Here is a 14073-nt window from a genome sequence, read left to right on the forward strand (position 1 = left end):
TCGAAACCTCCGGCCACGGTGCACCGGACGGTGCCGGGCACAGTCCGCCTGACGGGCCCAGCCATCTGCCGGAGGCAACTGCGCGCGCGGCAGCGCGGCGCCCGCGCCGAAGGCGCGTCGTGCGACGCCCGCGGGCCGAGCGCAGCGAGTGCCCGTGCGGCGCGAGCACGACAGGCGACGCGCTCGCGCAGAGAGCACAGCGAGCCTCCTCGCTGGCGCTCGTCGCACCCCAGTCACCAGAGCTCTCCTCTCGAGCAGGGGCCCGCCCGTTGTCCACAGGTTGGCGCGACCGGCGTTGCGAGGGCGGCGGAAGCGGGCGAGGCTCGAGGTCCAATCGAGGACGACGAGAGGAAGGGCGCCGTGGACCTCATCGGTACCCGTCTCGGGCTCGTCGGCGTGGGTCTGGTCGTACTGGCCAGCGCGTGCGGTGCTCCCGAGTCAGACGAACCCGACCTGCAGGCTCCGGACCGGCCACCCGCGGTGGCCTCCGACGAATCCCCGGGCGAGCAGCCGACGGCCGGGTCCGGCGCTGGTGACGGTGCGGCCGCCGTACCGCCGGGCTGACTGTCCGGGCCGCGCGGCTCAGCGCACGGGGTGGCCGGCGTCGGCGAGCGACTTCTTCACGTCGGCGATCCTGAGGGTGCCGAAGTGGAAGACCGTGGCGGCGAGGACGGCGTCGGCACCTGCCTCGACGGCCGGCGGGAAGTGCTCGACGGCGCCGGCGCCGCCGGAGGCGATGACTGGGATCTGGACCTCGGCGCGGACCGCGCGGATCAGCTCGAGGTCGAAGCCGTCGGTGGTGCCGTCGGCGTCCATGGCGTTGAGCAGGATCTCGCCGGCGCCGAGCTCGGCGGCGCGCACGGCCCACTCGACGGCGTCGATGCCGGCGGACTGGCGGCCGCCGTGGGTGGTGACCTCGAAGCCGGAGTCGGTGCGCACCTCGGAGCCGGGCGGGACGCGACGGGCGTCGACGGACAGGACCAGCACCTGGTTGCCGAAGCGCTGGGCGATCTCGGCGATCAGCTCGGGCCGGCGGATCGCGGCGGTGTTGATCGCCACCTTGTCGGCGCCGGCCCGCAGCAGGCGGTCGACGTCCTCGACCGAGGAGACTCCCCCGCCGACGGTGAGCGGGATGAACACCTGCTCGGCCGTCGCGGAGACGATCTCCATCGTCGTGGCCCGGCCCTCGTGGGAGGCGGAGATGTCGAGGAAGGTCAGCTCGTCGGCGCCCTCGGCGTCGTACAGCTTGGCCAGCTCGACCGGGTCCCCGGCGTCACGCAGGTCCTGGAAGTTGACGCCCTTGACCACGCGGCCGGCGTCGACGTCCAGGCACGGGATCACCCGGACGGCCAGCGACATCAGAGGCCGCCCTTGGTGAGGACGAGCGCGTCCTCGAGGGTGAACTGGCCGGTGTAGAGCGCGGTGCCGGCGATGGCGCCCTCGACGCCGAGCGGGACCAGGCCCATCAGCGCGCGGATGTCGTCGAGCGTGGTGACGCCGCCGGAGGCGACGACCGGCCGGTCGGTGGCGGCGCAGACGTCCTGGAGCAGCTGCAGGTTCGGCCCCTGGAGCATGCCGTCCTTGTTGACGTCGGTGACGACGTAGCGCGCGCAGCCCTCGGAGTCGAGGCGCGCGAGGGTCTCGTAGAGGTCGCCGCCGTCGCGGGTCCAGCCGCGCGCGGCCAGCGTGCGGCCGCGGACGTCGAGGCCCACGGCCACGCGGTCGCCGTACGTCGCGATCGCCCTCGCGCACCACTCCGGCTGCTCGAGCGCGGCGGTGCCGATGTTGACCCGGCGGCAGCCGGTGGCCATCGCTGCCTCGAGGGACTCGTCGTCGCGGATGCCGCCGCTCATCTCGACCTTGATGTCGAGGCGACCGACGATCTCGGCCTGCAGCTCGCGGTTGTTGCCGTGGCCGAAGGCGGCGTCGAGGTCGACCAGGTGCAGCCACTCCGCGCCGGCCTCCTGCCAGCGCAGGGCGGCCTCGATGGGGTCGCCGAAGCGCTTCTCGGACCCGTCCACGCCCTGCACCAGCTGGACGGCCTGGCCGCCCTTGATGTCGACGGCGGGCAGCAGCTCCAGGTAGGCGCTCACAGTGAATTCACCCAGTTCCTCAGAAGTTGGGCGCCCGCGTCCCCGGACTTCTCCGGGTGGAACTGCGTGGCGCAGAGGGGTCCGTTCTCGACGGCCGCGACGAAGCGGTCGCCGCCGTGCTCCGCCCAGGTCACCAGCGGCTGGTGGCTGTCGGGCGTGCGGTCGTTGGTGACCAGCGTCCAGTCGCGCACGCCGTAGGAGTGCACGAAGTAGAAGCGCTCGTCCTCGAGGCCGGCGAGGAGCCGGGTCCCGGTCGGGACGTCGACGGTGTTCCAGCCCATGTGCGGGACGATCGGCGCCTGCAGGCGCTCGACGACGCCGGGCCACTCCTGGCAGCCGTCGGTCTCGACACCGTGCTCGATGCCGCGCTCGAACAGGACCTGCATGCCGACGCAGATGCCGAGGACCGGCCGGCCCCCGGACAGGCGCCGCGCGATGATCCGCTCGCCGCGGATCGCGCGCAGGCCGCGCATGCAGGCCTCGAACGCACCGACCCCGGGCACCAGCAGGCCGTCGGCCTCCATGGCGGCGTCGAGGTCGCCGGTCAGGGTGACGTCCGCACCCGCGCGCTCGACGGCGCGCACGGCGGAGCGCAGGTTGCCGGAGCCGTAGTCGAGGACGACCACGGACGGCTTGCGTTCGCTCATGTGCCTACAACGCGCCCTTCGTGGACGGGATTCCGGTCTCGCGCGGGTCGAGGGCGACCGCGTCGCGGAAGGCCCGCGCGAACGCCTTGAACTGCGTCTCCACGATGTGGTGCGGCTCGCGGCCGGCCAGCACCCGCACGTGCAGCGCGAAGTGACCGTGGAACGCGATCGACTCGAAGACGTGCTGGGTCAGGGAGCCGAGGTAGGACACCCCGGAGCCGCCGAGCTGGACGTACTGCTGGCCCTCCGGCTCGCCGGTGTGCACGCAGTACGGACGGCCGGACACGTCGACGACGGCGTGCACCAGCGCCTCGTCGAGCGGCACGGTGGCGTCGCCGAAGCGGCGGATGCCGACCTTGTCGCCGAGGGCCTGGCGCAGGGCCTGGCCGAGCGCGATCGCGGTGTCCTCGACCGTGTGGTGCGCGTCGATGTGGACGTCGCCCTCCGTGCGCACGGTCAGGTCGAGCAGCGCGTGGCGGGCGAACGCGGTGAGCATGTGGTCGTAGAAGCCGACACCGGTGGAGATGTCGTGCTTGCCCGAGCCGTCGAGGTCGACCTCGACGATCACCTTGGACTCGCTGGTCGCCCGCTCGATGCGGGCGGTGCGGGCACCGGTCATGCTCGTTCTCCGTTCACGTCGGTGAGGGCCTGGCGGAAGGCGGCCATCTCGTCGGGGGTGCCGACCGAGACCCGCAGCCAGCCGTCCGGCCCGGTCTCCCGGATGAGGACTCCCCGGTCGAGGAGACCCTGCCAGACAGCATGGCGGTCGGCGAATCGGCCGAACAACACGAAATTCGCGTCCGAGTCGGCGACGTCGTACCCCTCGGCGCGGAGCCAGTCGACCAGCTGGTCGCGCTCGGCGCGCAGCTCGTCGACCTTCCCGAGCAGCTCGGGGGCGTGCCGCAGCGCGGCCAGCGCGACGGCCTGGGTGACGGCCGAGAGGTGGTAGGGCAGGCGGACCACGCGGATCGCGTCGCAGATCTCCGGGGCCGCGGCGAGGTAGCCAAGCCGCAGGCCGGCACCGGCGAACGCCTTGCTCATCGTCCGCGTCACCACGAGGTTGCGGTACGACGGCAGCAGCTCCAGCGCGCTGGGCACCCCCGAGCGGCGGAACTCGCCGTAGGCCTCGTCGACGACGACGAGTCCGTCACCGGCGGCCTCGCAGAGCTCACCGACGGCGTCGGGCGGCAAGGCCGTGCCGGTCGGGTTGTTCGGGCTGGGCAGCAAGATGACGCTCGGCTGCTCGGTCTTGACGAGGTCGCGCGCGGCGTCGAGGTCGAGCGAGAAGTCCTCGGCGCGGCGCCCGGCCACCCAGCGGGTGTTCGTGTCGCGGGCGTACTCGGGGTACATCGAGTAGGTCGGCGCGAAGCTGACCGCGGTGCGGCCGGGGCCGCCGAAGGCCTGCAGCAGCTGCAGCATGACCTCGTTGGAGCCGTTGGCGGCCCACACCTGCTCGGGGACGACACCGGCGGGCGTGTCGCGCGAGAGGTAGTCGGCGAGTGCCTGGCGCAGCGCGACGAACTCCCGGTCCGGGTAGCGGTTGAGCGTCGCCGCAGCCTCGGCGGCGGAGCGGGCGATGTCGTCGATGCAGGCCGGCGAGGGGCCGTAGGGGTTCTCGTTGACGTTGAGCTGCACCGGCACGTCCAGCTGGGGGGCGCCGTAGGGCTCGATCCCCCGGAGCTCCTCGCGCAGCGGCGGCCAGGCCGCCCCGGTCATCGGGACACCCGCACGGTGATCGCGGCGCCGTGGCCGGGCAGGTCCTCGGCCTCGGCGAGGGTGACCACGTGGTCGGCGACCTCGGCGAGCCCCTCCTGGGAGTACTCGACGACGTGCACCGACTTGGTGAACGCGCGCACCGAGAGACCCGAGGAGTGGCACGCGCAGCCGGCGGTCGGCAGCACGTGGTTGGAGCCGGCGCAGTAGTCGCCCAGGCTGACCGGGGCGTGCGGGCCGACGAAGATCGCGCCGGCGTTGCGCACGCGGGCGGCCCACGCGGCGGCGTCCTCGGTGTGGATCTCGAGGTGCTCGGCGGCGTAGGCGTCGACGACGGCGAGGCCCTGCTCGAGGTCGCGGACCAGGACGATGCCGGACTGCTGGCCGGCCAGCGAGGTGGTGATGCGCTCGACGTGCTTGGTCGCGGCGACCTGCTTGTCGAGCTCGACCTCCACGTCGGCGGCGAGGCGCTCGGAGGTGGTGACGAGCACCGACGCGGCCAGCGGGTCGTGCTCGGCCTGGCTGATCAGGTCGGCGGCGACGTAGGCGGCGTCGGCGGTGTCGTCGGCGAGGATCGCGATCTCGGTCGGGCCGGCCTCGGAGTCGATGCCGACCAGGCCCTTGAGGATCCGCTTGGCGGTGACCACCCAGATGTTGCCGGGCCCGGTCACCAGGTCGACCTTCTGGCAGGGGCCGACGCCGTAGGCGAACATCGCGATCGCCTGGGCGCCGCCGACGGCGTACACCTCGTCGACACCGAGCAGCGCGCAGGCCGCGAGGATCGTCGGGTGCACCGAGCCGCCGAACTCCTTCTGCGGCGGGCTGGCCAGGGCGATCGACTCGACGCCGGCGGTCTGCGCCGGGACGGTGTTCATCAGGACGCTGGAGACCAGCGGCGCGAGGCCACCGGGGACGTAGAGGCCGACGCGGCCGACCGGCACCTTGCGGTGGGTCACCCGGGCGCCGGGGCCGAGGTCGGTGACGGCATCCTGCTCCAGCTCGTTGGCGCAGGTCGCGCGCAGCCGGCGGATCGACTCCTCGAGCCCGGCCCTGATGTCGGAGTCGAGCTGCTCGAGGGCCGCCTGGATCGCCTCGGGGGCGACCCGGACGTCCTCCACCCGGACGCCGTCGAACTTCTCGCCGAAGTCGACGAGAGCGTCCAGCCCGCGGGTGCGGACCTCCTCGCAGATCGCGTGCACCGCGGGCACCGCAGCCTCGATGTCGAAGTCGGCGCGGGGCACGGCTGCGCGGTAGTCGACGGAGGCGTCGGCGTCACGCAGGTCGATGCGACGGATGAGGGACATGTCCCCGATTCTACGGTCGACCGCGGCGCTCCCCCGCCTCGCCGACGCCTGCCGGGACGAGGGTCACACGTGGTGCCGTGCCCTAGGGTCGGTGACGTGCCCGACGAGCTGCCCATGTTCCCGCTCAACGCGGTGCTCTACCCGGGGGTGAGCCTGCCGCTGCACGTTTTCGAGGACCGCTACCGCGCGCTCGTGCAGCACCTGCTGCAGATCGAGGACCCCGCGGAGCGGGTGTTCGGCTCGGTGGCCATCCGCGAGGGCTACGAGGTCGGCGACCACGGCGCGCAGTCGCTGTTCCGCACCGGTGTGCGGCTGCAGCTGACCGACGTCGAGAGCAACCCCGACGGCACCTTCGACATCGTGGCGGTGGGCCGCGACCGCATCCAGCTCGACCGCCTCATCGGTGGTGGGGAGTTCCCCGTCGGCGAGGTCCGGGTGCTGCCCGAGCTGCCGGCCGACGTACCGGCCGAGGTGGTGGAGCAGGCTCGCGCGACGTTCGCGGCCTACCGCGCGGTGGTGCGCAACATCGCCGGCGACCCGCTCTCCGGTGAGCTCCCGCAGGACCCGGGGTTCCTGTCGTGGACCCTGGCCGCCTGCTCCCCGCTCCCCCTCGGCGAGCGCCAGGAGCTGCTCGAGGCCGGCGACGCCACCGAGCGGCTGCTGCTGGTCACCGACCTGCTGCGCGCCGAGCTGCGCGCGATGAACGTGATCCTGTCCCTGCCGGCCACCGAGGTCGCACGGACGCGCTGGTCGCCGAACTAGACGTGCCCGGCTAGGGTCCGGCGCGTGGCGAAGAAGAAGGCGAAGGCCGGTGGCGGCACCCCCGCCACGGTCGCCCTGACCGAGGCCGGCGTCGCGTTCACGGTCCACGAGTACGACCACGACGCCCGCGCCGAGTCCTACGGCCTCGAGGCGGCCGAGGCGATGGGGATCGACCCCGGACGCGTGTTCAAGACCCTGTTCGCCGACCTCGACGGCGCACTGGTCGTCGGCGTCGTGCCGGTCGCCGGCCAGCTGGACCTCAAGGCGCTCGCCCGGGCGCTCGAGGGACGCAGGGCGAGCATGGCCGACCCCCGGGCGGCCGAGCGGGCGACGGGGTACGTCGTCGGCGGGATCTCGCCGCTCGGGCAGCGCAAGGCCCACCCGACCGTCGTCGACGAGTCCGTCCTCGACCACCCGACCGTCTTCGTGTCGGCCGGCCGGCGCGGGATGGAGGTCGAGCTCAGCCCTGCGGACCTGGTGCGGATGACAGCGGCGCGGGTCGCGGCGATCCGCCGCTGAGCGAGGTCGGCTTCAGCGCGAGCATCACGACGAGGTAGCCGAGCAGCGCACCGACCGGCCACGCGAGGTAGGGCGTCCAGCCGCCGATCTCGAGGTTGCCCGGCAGCACCGTGCCGATCGCGACCTCGCCCGCGCGGTCCTGCGGGTCCGGCGGGCTCTGCGCGAGGCCGACGAGCGTCATCACGGCCGCACCCACGAGGCTCGCCACGCCGACCGCCGCCAGGCCCGGCACCGCACGGTTGCGGGCGAGCCAGCCGGAAGCGAGGCCGAGCACCAGGGCCAGCCCGAAGCCGACGACAACGAAGGTCGCCGTGGCGTTGAAGTCGCGGGTGATGCCGGGGTCGAACGGGTCGGGGTACCAGGTCGGACCGACCGAGGTCTCGTAGACCTTGCCGGTCGGCGGCGGGGCCCACCACTCCCACCACAGCCAGCCACCGAGCGCGGCGAGCGCCGCGCCGAGCGCGACCGGGGCGAGGACGGGACGCAGCAGGTCCCGCGCAGGGGTCCTCATCCGGCCAGGCACCCGGGGCCGAGGAGCTGCTTGAGGTCGGCGAAGAGCGCCGGCGTCGGGGTCACCCGGAGATTGTCCCCCAGCCGCATGAGCTTGGTGGAGTCACGGCTCAGCAGCTGCAGCCGGACCTCGGTCAGGCCGGGGTGCGTGACGAGCACGTCGCGCAGCTGCTGGACCACCGGACCGGTGCACCGCGTGGACGGCAGGCTGATCACCACGGGGCCGTCGGCGGTGTTCTCCAGGTCGGGGACGGTGACCTCCTGGCCCCGCATCTGCACCGGCTCCCGCTCCTTGTCGAGCTGGCCACGGACCCGGACGATCGCGTCCTCGGTGAGGTACGGCGCTGCGAGGCGGTAGCTGCTCGGGAAGAGCAGCACGTCGATCGCACCCTCGAGGTCCTCCAGGGTCACGGTGGCCCACGGGTCGCCGTTCTTGGTGATCTTGCGCTGGATCGAGGTGATCAGGCCGGCGACGGTGACCGTCGAGTTGTGCGGCCGGTCCTCGTCGGTGACCAGCTGGCCGATGGTGCAGTCGGTGCCGTTGGACAGCACGTGCTCCAGGCCGAGCAGCGGGTGGTCGGAGACGTAGAGGCCGAGCATCTCCCGCTCGTGGCCGAGCAGGGTCATCTTGTCCCACTCGTCGATGTCGGGGATCGCGACGCTGACCCCGAAGCCGCCGTCGCCCTCGTCGTCGCCGAGGCCGGCGAACAGCGAGTCCTGGCCGATCGCCTCGTTGCGCTTGATGTCGACGTACTGGTCGACCGCGGTCTCGTGGATCGCGACCAGCGCCCGGCGGCGGTGCTTCATGTCGTCGAAGGCACCGGCCTTGATCAGCGAGTCGATGACCCGCTTGTTGCACACCTGGGCCGGGACCTTGGACAGGAAGTCGTTGAAGTCGGTGAACCGGCCTTCCTCCGTGCGCGCGGCCACGATGCCGTCGACGACGTTGCCGCCGACGTTGCGGATCGCGGTCAGGCCGAAGCGGATGTCCGCGCCGACGGCGGTGAAGTTGTGGGCCGACTCGTTGACGTCGGGCGGGAGCACCTGGATCTTCATCCGGCGGCACTCGTTGAGGTAGATCGCCATCTTGTCCTTGTCGTCCTTGACGGACGTCAGGAGGGCGGCCATGTACTCGGTCGGGTAGTTCGCCTTGAGGTAGGCGGTCCAGTACGTGATGACGCCGTAGGCCGCGGAGTGCGACTTGTTGAAGGCGTAGTCGGAGAAGGGCAGCAGGATCGCCCAGAGGGTGTCGATCGCGTCCTGCGGGTAGCCGCGCTCGAGCATCCCGGCCTGGAAGCCGGCGTACTGCTTGTCCAGCTCCTCCTTCTTCTTCTTGCCCATGGCGCGGCGCAGGTTGTCTGCGGCACCGAGGGTGAAGCCGGCCAGGACCTGGGCGATCGCCATCACCTGCTCCTGGTAGACGATCAGGCCGTAGGTCTCCCCCAGGACCGGCTCGAGCGCCTCCTCGAGCGCGGGGTGGATCGGCTCGATCGGCTCGCGGCCGTTCTTGCGGCGGGCGTACTTGTTGTGCGAGTCCGCACCCATCGGGCCGGGGCGGTACAGCGCGCTGACCGCGGTGATGTCGGCGAAGTTGTCGGGCTGCATCGAGCGCAGCAGCGCCCGCATGCCGCCACCATCGAGCTGGAACACGCCGAGCGTGTCACCGCGCCCCATCAGCTCGTAGGTCGCCCGGTCGTCGAACGGCAGCTCCTCGAGGACCACGTCCTCGCCCTTGTTGGCCCGGATGTTGACCAGGGCGTCCTCGAGGATGCGGAGGTTGGACAGACCCAGGAAGTCCATCTTGACCAGCCCGAGCGACTCGCACATCGGGTAGTCGAACTGGGTGATGACGGCGCCGTCCTGCGGGCGGGCCATGATCGGGACGATGTCGATCAGCGGCTCGCTGGACATGATGACGCCCGCCGCGTGCACGCCCCAGTTGCGGATCTGGCCCTCGAGGCCGAGCGCCGTCTGGTAGATCGTGCGGACGTCGGGGTCCTGCTCGTAGAGCGCGCGGAACTCCCCGCCGTCGTTGTAGCGCTTGTGCTCGGGGTTGAAGATCTCCTTCAGCGGCACGCCCTTGCCCATGACGTCGGGCGGCATCGCCTTGGTGATCTTGTCGCCGATCGCGAAGCCGTGGTCGAGCACCCGGGCGGCGTCCTTGATCGCGGCCTTGGACTTGAGCCGGCCGAAGGTGGCGATCTGCGCGACGCGCTCGGCGCCGTACTTCTCGCTGACGTACTGGATGACCTCACCGCGGCGGGCGTCGTCGAAGTCGATGTCGAAGTCGGGCATCGAGGGACGCTCGGGGTTGAGGAAGCGCTCGAAGAACAGGCCGTGCTCGAGCGGGCAGAGGTCGGTGATGCGCAGTGCGTACGCCGCGATCGAGCCCGCACCGGAACCACGGCCCGGGCCGACCCGGATGCCGTTGTTCTTGGCCCAGTTGATGAAGTCGGCGACCACGAGGTAGTAGCCGCAGTAGCCCTTCTGCGACACGACCGCGAGCTCCATCTCGACCCGGTCGCGCACCTCCTGGGTGAGCTTGTCGCCCGGGTAGCGCGCCTCGATGCCGCGCCACACCTCCTTGCGGAACCAGGACTCCTCGGTCTCCCCCGCCGGGATGTCGGCGCGGGCCATGTAGCCACCGGTGGACTCGTGGAACTCCACCGAGCACCGCTCGGCGATGGCCATGGTGTTGTCGCAGGCCTCCGGCATCCCGAACCGGTCGGCCCACAGCTCGCGCATCTCGGCGGCGGACTTGATGTAGTAGCCGCCGCCGTCGAACTTGAGCCGGTTGGTGTCGGAGAGCCGCTTGCCGGAGGCGACGCAGATGAGGGCGTCGTGGGCGTCGGCGTCCTCGGGGTTGTTGTAGTGCGAGTCGTTGGTCGCGATCGGCGGGATGCCCATCTCGCGACCGAGCCGGAGCAGGTCGTCGCGCACGCGCTTCTCGATGGAGATGCCGTGGTCCATCAGCTCGAGGAAGACGTTGTCCTTGCCGAAGATGTCCTGGAGCTCGGCCGCCTCGCGGACCGCCTCGTCCCACTGGCCGAGCCGGAGCCGGGTCTGGATCGCGCCACTGGGGCAGCCCGTGCTGACGATGAGGCCCTTGCTGTGCTCGGCGAGGATCTCCTTGTCCATCCGGGGCTTGTAGAAGTAGCCCTCGAGGCTGGAGCGCGACGAGAGCCGGAAGAGGTTGTGCATGCCCTCGGTGCTCTCGGCCCACATCGTCATGTGGGTGTAGGCGCCACCGCCGGCGACGTCGTCGCCGCCTTCCTCCATCGCGTCACCCTTGCCCCATCGGACCCGCCGGCGCTCACCGCGGGGAGTGCCCGGGGTCAGGTAGGCCTCGATGCCGATGATCGGCTTGACGCCGTACTTGCGCGCCTTGGAGTAGAAGTCGTAGGCGCCGTGCAGGTTGCCGTGGTCGGTCATGGCGATCGACGTCATGCCGAGGTCGTTGACGCGCTGGAACAGGCCGTCGAGCAGGGACGCCCCGTCGAGCATGGAGTACTCGGTGTGGACGTGCAGGTGGACGAAGTCCGCTCCCCCGGAACCGGCTGCCATCGGGTGTGGTGACTCCTCGAGAAGAGATGGTGGGACGTGCGTCGGGGAAGGAGATCAGACTACGCGACCCGACCGACGGATCGTGGCAAGAGGGTCCGAGTCATCCGGGGCTGCTGCCGGCCCACTCCATGCGGACGTCGGGCGCCCGCTCCTCGTTGTCGGAGCCGTCGGTGCGCTCGCGCTCGACGAGCCCGTGGGCGCGGTAGAACGCCTGCGCCGGCGTGTTCACCGCGAACACCCACAGCCCGAAGCCGTGCGGGTGGCGAGCCTTCACCAGGTCGAGCAGCGCGGTGCCGACGCCCCGGCCGGCGTGGTCGGGGTCGACGTACAGGTCGTCGAGCCAGGTCCGGGTGAACCGCGCGTAGCCCACGACCCGCCCGGCGGCCTCGGCGACCCACACCTCGTCCCCGGAGGGGCCGTCGATGCGCGAGGCGAGCCACGCCCGCACCTGGGCCTGCGTGTGCACCGGCGCGGGCATCGGGGCGGCCGCGCGAGCGCGCCAGTGGACGTCGGCGACCCCGCCGGCGTCGGCCGCCGTGGCCGGACGCAGGAGCAGGTCCGCGTCCATCAGTGCAGCGCCACGCTCAGTGCGCGTCGCGGATCACGTCGAGGGCGTGCGCGAGGTCGCCGGGGTACGTCGACTCGTAGGTCACGTAGTCGCCGGTCTCCGGGTGCTCGAAGCCGAGCTTCACCGCGTGCAGCCACTGCCGCTGGAGACCGACCCGGCGGGCCAGCACCGGGTCGGCGCCGTAGGTGATGTCGCCGACGCAGGGGTGCTTGAGCGCGCTCATGTGCACCCGGATCTGGTGGGTGCGGCCGGTCTCGAGGTGGACCTCGAGGAGGCTGGCGAAGCGGTGCGCCTCGAGCGTCTCGTAGTGGGTGACGCTGTGCCGGCCGTCGTCCATGACCGCGAACTTGTAGTCGTACTTCGGGTGCCGGCCGATCGGTGCGTCGATCGTGCCCTCGAGCGGGTCCGGGTGGCCCTGGACGAGCGCGTGGTAGGTCTTGTCGACCGTGCGACGGCGGAACGCGTTCTTGAGCACGGAGTAGGCGTGCTCGGACTTGGCGATGACCATCACGCCCGAGGTGCCGACGTCGAGGCGCTGCACGATGCCCTCGCGCTCCTTGGCGCCCGAGGTGGAGATCCGGAAGCCGGCGCCGGCGAGGTGGCCGACCACGGTCGGGCCGCGCCAGCCCGGCGACGGGTGCACCGCGACGCCGACCGGCTTGTCGATCACCACGATGGCGTCGTCGTCGTGGATGATCTTGATCCCCTCGACGATCTCGGGGACGACCTCGAGCGGGTCGGCCTGCGCGGGGATCTCGACGTCCAGGGTGACCCCGGCGAGGACCCGGTCGCTCTTGCCGCCGACGGGAGCGCCGTCGACGCTGACCCGGCCGTCGGCGACGAGCTCGGCGGCGCGGGTGCGGGACACGCCGAACAGCTGAGCGAGCACCACGTCGATCCGCTCGCCCTCGAGGCTGTCCGGGACGATGAGGGTCCGGTGGTCGACGATGCTCATTCGGTGGTGTCCTTCTCGACGCGGGACCCGTCCATCGCGACGCCGCGGAGCACCTGGATGAGGACCATGACGACCCCGACGTTGATGCAGATGTCGGCGACGTTGAAGACGGGCCAGTTCGGCAGCATGAGGAAGTCCACGACGTGCCCGCGGAAGGGGGCCGGGTCGCGGAGGAGCCGGTCGGCGAGGTTGCCGTCGATGCCGGCGAGCATGAAGCCGAGCGCGACCGCCCACCAGCGGCTCTGCACGCGGCGGCTCAGCCACAGGACCACGAGGGTCGCCACGATGGCGAGCACCGAGAGCGCGACGGTGAAGCGGGTGCCGAGGCTGAACGCCGCGCCCGGGTTGTAGGTCAGGTGCAGCTGCAACAGCTCCCCCACGACCTCGACGTCGGGGCGGTCGGTGAGCCGGTCGACGGCGAGCACCTTCGTGACCTGGTCGACCGCGAACATCGCGGCCGCGACCGAGGCGAAGAGCAGCCAGGTGCGGGGAGCGGCGAGCAGGGAGCTCCGCGCCGGCTCGGCCCCCTCGTCGCGGTCGCCTACCGGCGTTCCTCTCGCTGCTTGCATGTCATGCACAGTGTGGCACGCGGGAACGCCATGAGCCGCATCTTGCCGATGGGGTTGCCGCACGACTCGCACACGCCGTACGTGCCGTCGTCGATGCGCGCCAGCGCCCGGTCGATCTGCGCCAGCTTCTCCCGCTCGTGGTTGAGCACGGTGAGCTCGTGGTCGCGCTCGAAGCTGGTGGCACCGATGTCGGCCTGGTCCTGCCCGGCGCCGTCACCGGAGTCGCGGAGGAGGCCGGTGAGGTCGGCCTCCTGCTCCTCCACGATCTGCGCCGCGCGGGCCCGCTGCTCGTGGAGCTCCTCGAGCACCTCGGCGAGCTCCTCCTTGGACCACGCCTCCTCGTGCTCGAGGACCACGAGGGACGAGGGCGCGGCCTTCTTCGCCGCCGCCTTCTTCGCGGGTGCCTTCTTCGCGGGTGCCTTCTTCGCGGGTGCCTTCTTCGCCGGGGTCGCCTTGGTCACGGGGGTCGCCGCCTTCTTCGCCGGGGCCGTCTCCTTCGCCGGAGCGGTCTTCGTGGCCGTCTTCGTGGCCGTCTTCTTGGCCGGCGCGGGCTGCGCCGGCGCCGCCTTCCGGGCAGGCGCGGTCTTCGTGGCCGACGTCGCCTTCTTCGCGGGGGTGGCCTTCTTCGCGGCCGCGGTCGTCTTCCTCGCCGGGGTGGCCTTCTTGGCGGTGGCCGCCTTCTTGGCCGGGGTGGCCTTCTTGGCGGGGGCCGCCTTCTTGGCCGGGGTGGCCTTCTTGGCGGGGGCCGCCTTCTTGGCCGGGGTGGCCTTCTTGGCGGGGGCCGCCTTCTTCGCGGGGGCCGCCTTCTTCGCGGGGGCCGCCTTCTTCGCGGGGGCCGCCTTCTTCGCGGGGGCCGCCTTCTTCGCGGG

General features: G+C 71.8%; 14 protein-coding genes. 2 read left to right on the forward strand and 12 right to left on the reverse strand.

The window, feature by feature from the left end:
- Positions 1 to 582: 582 nt before the first annotated feature.
- Genes hisF through hisD form a run of 6 tightly spaced genes read right to left on the reverse strand, consistent with a single transcriptional unit; the run spans position 583 to position 5757 of the window.
- Positions 583 to 1359, reverse strand: a complete 777-nt coding sequence (gene hisF / locus NOCJ54_RS0103605; RefSeq protein WP_028654380.1) for an imidazole glycerol phosphate synthase subunit HisF — start codon at positions 1357 to 1359, stop codon at positions 583 to 585.
- Entirely contained in the window at positions 1359 to 2093 is a 735-nt protein-coding gene (gene priA, locus NOCJ54_RS0103610; protein WP_028654381.1) for a bifunctional 1-(5-phosphoribosyl)-5-((5-phosphoribosylamino)methylideneamino)imidazole-4-carboxamide isomerase/phosphoribosylanthranilate isomerase PriA, read from the reverse strand. The genes hisF and priA overlap by 1 nt, the downstream gene beginning before the upstream one ends.
- Entirely contained in the window at positions 2090 to 2740 is a 651-nt protein-coding gene (hisH, locus tag NOCJ54_RS0103615) for an imidazole glycerol phosphate synthase subunit HisH (protein WP_028654382.1), read from the reverse strand. The genes priA and hisH overlap by 4 nt, the downstream gene beginning before the upstream one ends.
- 4 nt (positions 2741 to 2744) lie before the next feature.
- Positions 2745 to 3359 carry an imidazoleglycerol-phosphate dehydratase HisB gene (hisB, locus tag NOCJ54_RS0103620; RefSeq protein ID WP_028654383.1) on the reverse strand — a complete coding sequence of 205 codons (615 nt, stop codon included), beginning with the start codon at positions 3357 to 3359 and terminating at the stop codon, positions 2745 to 2747.
- A complete protein-coding gene (locus NOCJ54_RS0103625) occupies positions 3356 to 4456 on the reverse strand; it encodes a histidinol-phosphate transaminase (RefSeq protein ID WP_028654384.1) in 1101 nt (366 codons plus the stop codon). Before NOCJ54_RS0103625 ends, hisB begins: the two co-directional genes overlap by 4 nt.
- Positions 4453 to 5757, reverse strand: coding sequence for a histidinol dehydrogenase (hisD, locus tag NOCJ54_RS0103630; RefSeq protein WP_036516657.1), 1305 nt, complete (start codon positions 5755 to 5757; stop codon positions 4453 to 4455). The genes NOCJ54_RS0103625 and hisD overlap by 4 nt, the downstream gene beginning before the upstream one ends.
- Before the next feature lie 96 nt (positions 5758 to 5853).
- Here hisD and NOCJ54_RS0103635 point away from each other — a divergent pair, with 96 nt between their 5' ends.
- Positions 5854 to 6519 carry an LON peptidase substrate-binding domain-containing protein gene (locus NOCJ54_RS0103635; RefSeq protein WP_028654386.1) on the forward strand — a complete coding sequence of 222 codons (666 nt, stop codon included), beginning with the start codon at positions 5854 to 5856 and terminating at the stop codon, positions 6517 to 6519.
- A 24-nt stretch (positions 6520 to 6543) separates the two neighbouring features.
- The gene (gene ybaK / locus NOCJ54_RS0103640) at positions 6544 to 7038 is read left to right on the forward strand and encodes a Cys-tRNA(Pro) deacylase (protein WP_028654387.1); all 495 of its coding nucleotides are present in this window, start codon (positions 6544 to 6546) and stop codon (positions 7036 to 7038) included.
- On the opposite strand, the gene NOCJ54_RS0103645 is transcribed toward ybaK, so the two are convergent.
- The 6 genes from NOCJ54_RS0103645 to NOCJ54_RS30175 all read right to left on the reverse strand — a co-directional run.
- Entirely contained in the window at positions 6980 to 7549 is a 570-nt protein-coding gene (locus NOCJ54_RS0103645; protein ID WP_028654388.1) for a hypothetical protein, read from the reverse strand. The genes ybaK and NOCJ54_RS0103645 overlap by 59 nt on opposite strands.
- On the reverse strand, positions 7546 to 11112 hold the full coding sequence (gene dnaE, locus NOCJ54_RS0103650; RefSeq protein ID WP_028654389.1) for a DNA polymerase III subunit alpha: 3567 nt from the start codon (positions 11110 to 11112) through the stop codon (positions 7546 to 7548). The genes NOCJ54_RS0103645 and dnaE overlap by 4 nt, the downstream gene beginning before the upstream one ends.
- Before the next feature lie 100 nt (positions 11113 to 11212).
- Positions 11213 to 11680: a GNAT family N-acetyltransferase gene (locus tag NOCJ54_RS0103655; RefSeq protein WP_028654390.1), complete on the reverse strand. Its 468-nt coding sequence runs from the start codon at positions 11678 to 11680 to the stop codon at positions 11213 to 11215.
- A gap of 16 nt (positions 11681 to 11696) precedes the next feature.
- The gene (locus NOCJ54_RS0103660) at positions 11697 to 12635 is read right to left on the reverse strand and encodes an RluA family pseudouridine synthase (protein WP_036516659.1); all 939 of its coding nucleotides are present in this window, start codon (positions 12633 to 12635) and stop codon (positions 11697 to 11699) included.
- Positions 12632 to 13204, reverse strand: a complete 573-nt coding sequence (gene lspA / locus NOCJ54_RS23685; protein ID WP_036516661.1) for a signal peptidase II — start codon at positions 13202 to 13204, stop codon at positions 12632 to 12634. The genes NOCJ54_RS0103660 and lspA overlap by 4 nt, the downstream gene beginning before the upstream one ends.
- Positions 13177 to 14073 (reverse strand): TraR/DksA family transcriptional regulator (locus NOCJ54_RS30175; protein WP_084254897.1); only part of this gene is annotated, 897 nt, incomplete at its 5' end. The genes lspA and NOCJ54_RS30175, both read right to left, overlap by 28 nt.

This window comes from Nocardioides sp. J54, from assembly GCF_000519005.1.
GTDB lineage: Bacteria > Actinomycetota > Actinomycetes > Propionibacteriales > Nocardioidaceae > Nocardioides.

Excerpts from the sequence above, each read along its gene's own strand:
- lspA (WP_036516661.1), bottom strand. The coding sequence starts at position 13,204 with ATGCAAGCAGCGAGAGGAACGCCGGTAGGCGACCGCGACGAGGGGGCC.
- hisH (WP_028654382.1), bottom strand. The coding sequence starts at position 2,740 with ATGAGCGAACGCAAGCCGTCCGTGGTCGTCCTCGACTACGGCTCCGGC.
- hisD (WP_036516657.1), bottom strand. The coding sequence starts at position 5,757 with ATGTCCCTCATCCGTCGCATCGACCTGCGTGACGCCGACGCCTCCGTC.
- hisF (WP_028654380.1), bottom strand. The coding sequence starts at position 1,359 with ATGTCGCTGGCCGTCCGGGTGATCCCGTGCCTGGACGTCGACGCCGGC.
- NOCJ54_RS0103625 (WP_028654384.1), bottom strand. The coding sequence starts at position 4,456 with ATGACCGGGGCGGCCTGGCCGCCGCTGCGCGAGGAGCTCCGGGGGATC.
- NOCJ54_RS0103645 (WP_028654388.1), bottom strand. The coding sequence starts at position 7,549 with ATGAGGACCCCTGCGCGGGACCTGCTGCGTCCCGTCCTCGCCCCGGTC.
- dnaE (WP_028654389.1), bottom strand. The coding sequence starts at position 11,112 with ATGGCAGCCGGTTCCGGGGGAGCGGACTTCGTCCACCTGCACGTCCAC.
- hisB (WP_028654383.1), bottom strand. The coding sequence starts at position 3,359 with ATGACCGGTGCCCGCACCGCCCGCATCGAGCGGGCGACCAGCGAGTCC.
- NOCJ54_RS0103660 (WP_036516659.1), bottom strand. The coding sequence starts at position 12,635 with ATGAGCATCGTCGACCACCGGACCCTCATCGTCCCGGACAGCCTCGAG.
- NOCJ54_RS0103655 (WP_028654390.1), bottom strand. The coding sequence starts at position 11,680 with ATGGACGCGGACCTGCTCCTGCGTCCGGCCACGGCGGCCGACGCCGGC.